This is a genomic window from Fibrobacter sp. UBA2449, assembly GCF_002342555.1.
Lineage (GTDB): Bacteria > Fibrobacterota > Fibrobacteria > Fibrobacterales > Fibrobacteraceae > Fibrobacter.
Window position 1 is genome coordinate 262,311 of the sequence record NZ_DDQF01000005.1, and the last position, 4,579, is coordinate 266,889.

3 protein-coding genes and 1 pseudogene are annotated in these 4,579 nt (G+C 56.2%); 2 read left to right on the top strand and 2 right to left on the bottom strand.

What is annotated here, in order from left to right; all coding sequences use genetic code 11:
* The coding region (locus tag B4B27_RS02710; RefSeq protein ID WP_290723644.1) for a homoserine dehydrogenase at window positions 1–566 on the bottom strand (566 nt) is incomplete at its 3' end.
* 187 nt (window positions 567–753) lie between these two features.
* Between B4B27_RS02710 and B4B27_RS02715 the strand changes: the two genes are divergently transcribed.
* Window positions 754–1,926, top strand: a complete 1,173-nt coding sequence (locus B4B27_RS02715) for a sugar transferase (protein WP_173365310.1) — start codon at window positions 754–756, stop codon at window positions 1,924–1,926.
* 62 nt (window positions 1,927–1,988) lie between these two features.
* Window positions 1,989–4,124, top strand: a complete 2,136-nt coding sequence (locus B4B27_RS02720; protein ID WP_290723413.1) for a glycoside hydrolase family 30 beta sandwich domain-containing protein — start codon at window positions 1,989–1,991, stop codon at window positions 4,122–4,124.
* A 78-nt stretch (window positions 4,125–4,202) separates the two neighbouring features.
* On the opposite strand, the pseudogene B4B27_RS02725 reads toward B4B27_RS02720, so the two are convergent.
* Window positions 4,203–4,579, bottom strand: a pseudogene (locus B4B27_RS02725) (hypothetical protein); the annotation flags it as partial.

The following is a 4,579-nucleotide window of genomic DNA, read 5'->3' on the forward strand; positions in this document are numbered from 1 at the left end:
GCTTCGGCAAAGCCGAGCTTCTGGGCGTCCTTCAGAACCACATCAAAGTCGAGGCCTTCGTCGGCCATGCGGCTCAGGATGTAGTTGCAGGTACCGTTGATAATGCAGCTCAGGTGTTCGACGGTCGAACCGAGCAAACCTTCCTGCAAGCTACGGATAATAGGAATGCCACCGCCAACCGCGGCTTCGAACAGCACATGCAGGCCCTTTTCGGCTGCGAGCGGGAAAATCTCGTGGCCGTACTTGGCAAGGAGGGCCTTGTTCGCGGTCACCACATGCTTGCCGCTTTCGAGGGCAGCGAGAATCCACTTGCGCGGCATGTTGTAGCCGCCGGCCAGTTCAACGAGCACGTCGATATCGTTACCGGCAATCATCTCGTCGGCGTTGGTCGAAACCTTGTAGCCCTTCGCCTTGTACGGGGCGACTTCTTCTTCGGACTTCGCGCAGATGCAGGCGAGTTCGAGTTCGACACCGAGCTTTTCCTTGTACTCGGCAATCTTCTGTTCAAGAATCTGAATGACACCGCCACCGACGGTTCCAGTACCAATTAAGCCAATACGCAGCATATTGCGTCTCCATTTTAAATTTTTCGGAGACATAATATAGAAAAAACAGCATGCCCCGTTCTACCGAACAAGCCCCTCCTTTTTTCACCGCCCGTTGGTAAAGGTTTGTTTACGTTCAGGAAATTTGCACATTTGTGTTTTTTCCTACCAAAACAAGCCAGGTGCATTTTTTTCTAAATTTTTACGCATGGAACAGGAAATATCCAATCCGGCAATCAGCAACCTGCTCAACGAGCAGAAGCTCAAGAACATTGTCTATCCGGCACGCCTCTTCAGGACGCGCCTCAACGAGGAATTCCTAAGGGCGAACCGCACCCGCAGGCCATTCCTGTTCATCAAGATTTACTCGCACCAGTACGACTTTTTCGGCTGGGGGAGCCCCTCGCGCACCGTCGAGCGTACCTGGCGCATCAGCGTGCTCACCATGTTCTCGCACCTCAGGTTTATCGATGTCCTCGGCTACCTTTCCGACAGCAGCGGTCTCGGCATCATCCTCCTGAATTCGGACCTTTCGACGCTCGAGTCCATCCGCAAGGAAATCCTCCACAAGCTGAACGACGCAGGCCTCATCCAGGCCCTCAGGCACAAGCCCAAGTCGCCCATCTTCAAGGCATATATCTACACCGGGCTCCAGGAGAAGGACAACCTGGAACTCGAGGACAAGATCAAGGACTTCAACAGCACGAACGGAAGCTTCTTCTCGCTCGAACGCCTGAACCTCGACCACATCTGGCAGCACCCGCACAAGATACGCTACCGCCACGTTGTGAAACGCATTACGGACATCGCCTGTTCGAGCCTCGCCCTGGTTGTCCTTTCCCCGCTGCTCCTGTTCTGTGCGCTCGCGGTAAAGATCAGCGACCACAAGGGACCGGTCATTTTCAAGCAAACGCGTGTGGGCCGCAACGGCAAACTGTTTACGATGTACAAGTTCCGAAGCATGTACGTGGATGCCGAAGAACGCAAAAAAGAATTGATGGCCCAGAACGAGACGGGCGGCAAGACGTTCAAGATGAAGAACGACCCACGCATCTATCCGTTCGGCCGCATCCTCCGCAAGTTCAGCCTCGACGAACTGCCGCAACTCGTGAACATCATCAAAGGCGACATGTCCATCGTAGGCCCGCGCCCGCCGATCCCTTCCGAAGTGGCTGAATACGAACCCTGGCACCGCATGCGCCTGTCCGTGACGCCGGGCCTGACCTGCATCTGGCAGGTGAGCGGCCGAAGCAACATTTCCTTCGAAGGGCAGATGCGACTCGACAATGACTATATCCGCCGCGACGGCAAGCTCGGAGAAGACTTCAAGCTGATCCTCAAGACGTTCAAAGTCGTGTTCAAGGGCGAAGGAGCTTACTAATTAATTGATGATTGATAATTGATGGTTTCTGGGGTTGGGGAGTAAAAAGAAAGGATGTGTGTATGTTTAAGAAATCCCTGACAGCGGCCTCGGTCGCCCTTGCTGCAGCATCAATAGCTTCAGCCGCAAATATCACGATAGATCCCGCCACCACGGCACAAAAGGTCGTGGGCTTCGGTGCAGGCGCCGCCTACTACCAGAGCTGGATTACCGCCATGAGCTCTTCGATGCAGAAGGACTTCTATGACACCGCTTTTAACGGTCTCAACCTCTCACTCCTCCGCATCGGCAACTGGAAGCAGGAAGACACCACAAGCATCTCCGCCGATGCCGCCATCGTGAAGGCTGGCAAGGAACGCCTCGGCAACCGCCTCAAGATCGAGATGTCCAGCTGGTCTGCACCGGGCAGGCTCAAGCCGAGTGGCAGCGTGAACGGAAACCAGGGCCATTCTAAGGCCGACAAGACACTCAAGACTTCGAACAGCGACCCGTACGGCAAGTTCGTCTACAGCGAATTCGCCGGCTGGTGGAAAAAGAGCCTGCAGGCCTACGCCACCGCGGGCATCACTCCCGATTACATCAGCCTGCAGAACGAACCCGACATGGAAGCCGATTACGAAGAAACCCTCTTCGAGCCTACCGAAAGCAACGGGATTGCCGGTTACAAGCAGGCGCTCCAGGCCGTACGCGATTCCATCAGCACGCTTGCAAACCCGCCGAAGATTATCGGCCCCGAACCGCTCGGTATCGGCTACAGCAACTTCGAAAAGTACGCAAAGGCGCTTGACGACAAGAACCTCGACGGTTACGCCTACCATCTGTACCATGCCGGTGACGGCAACGACAACTCCGGAACCAACTACCTGAATCCGGAAAACTTCCGCAAGGCGATGACCGCCATCGGCAAAAACTACGGCAGCGACAACAAGCCCATCATCATGACGGAATTCTGCACCATGGATACTGCCGTGCGCGAGCAGGACATGCTCGGTCTCGCCCACATCATGCAGGTAGGCTTTACAAGCGGCAAGCTCAACGCCTACATCGCATGGGAACTCTTCTGGGGTGAACAGAACGGCCAGCTCATCGGCGTTTGCCCGGGCGAAGGCTGGAGCAGCTGCACCGAGGCAAAGCTCTACATCAACCCCGAATACCACGCCATGCGCCACTACTCGAAGTTCGTGAACCCGGGCTGGCGCGTCGTGAGCAGCACCGCCGACGGTAGCAACGTCTATGCAGTCGCCTTCCGTAGCGCCGACTGCGACTCCATTTCCGTCATCGCCATCAACAAGGGTTCCGCACAGAACCTGAACTTCTCCGTGAACGGCTACAACCCGGTTTACGCCGTGCAGTCTACCGAAAGCGGCGAAAAGAGCAAGACCATCACCGCAGGCGCCATCATCGACGCCCCGGCAAAGTCCATCACCACGGTCGTATTCACCACGAGCAACACGGCAGCGCTCCAGTGCGAAGACTCCCCCATCGACGACCCGTACATTGACCCCAACCAGAACTTCGGTGATTCTCTCGTGATTGTGGACTACGCGAACGAAACTTCCGCAGCAGGCTGGAAGAGCGACGAGACCCTCGGCAAGGTCACCTTCGAGACGACCGCGCTCGACGGAATTTCCAAGTACGTGAAGGTTCCGCTCGCAGGATGCGCGCAGGATGACTGCGGCTACCAGCACGCCCTCTTCACAATCCCCGATGCAGCCGCAGTGAAGGAACCGCTCACCAAGTGCAAGGATCTCGTGTTCACCATGCGTAGCATCGACGCCGAAGACGCCTCCGTAAACATCGGCGGCGCGGGCGGCAGCACCTGGAGCAACTACCAGTACGGAAACACCGCCCCCGCGGGCTCCTGGGCCGAAGTATCCGTCCCGCTCGCAAACGAAATTGACTCGACCGGAGCCCCCTTCGGCTCCACGCAGCTCTCGTTCAACAGCGACAACGCGGGCATCTACATCGCAAAGATTGTCGCCACCGGCTGCGGCACCAACGCCATCAAGGGCATTCGTACGAACTTCGCCGCAAGCGACATGAATGCCGAAGCGAGGGTGTTCGACCTGAACGGAAACCTCCTCTGGAGCGGAATCAAGGGTCAGGCCCTGAACGCGGACGGAACTCTCCGCCTCGACCTCAAGAAGGGCATGTACATCGTGAAGACGAGCGCCTCAACCATCAAGACTGTGAAATAAGACACCTTCGGTGCATAAGAGAAACGCCTCCGCAAAAATGCGGGGGCGTCGCTGTTTAAAAAACGGATTTAAACGTCATTACCCTTCTTCGAGGGCTTCCTTGTACTCGTCGACAGTCGCGATATACTCGTCAATCTTGTCGTCCTTCGAATCCAGGTACGAAAGAATCTGGTCGAGGTGTTCCTTCTGGAAAACAGCCTTGAGCTGGCGGCTCGCATGGCCCTTGTAACCCCATTCCTTGAGGATTTCGTCGGTCACCACGAAGGAATCGTTCATGGAGACGAAGCGCATCGGTCCGTATACAGCCCAGTTGTGCTCCATCTGCATGCATTCCGGTTCAGGAAGGTCAGGGTTCGCCATGTAGCGCTGAATATGGCGCGTGCGCACATCCTTGATCTTGTCGATGCGCATGTAGCCCATAATCAGGTACTTGTTGCGGAGTTCGGAATCGCTCA

Bases quoted from the DNA above. Each gene is read 5' to 3' on its own strand.
- B4B27_RS02720 (WP_290723413.1), top strand. From the start codon at position 1,989: ATGTTTAAGAAATCCCTGACAGCGGCCTCGGTCGCCCTTGCTGCAGCA.
- B4B27_RS02715 (WP_173365310.1), top strand. From the start codon at position 754: ATGGAACAGGAAATATCCAATCCGGCAATCAGCAACCTGCTCAACGAG.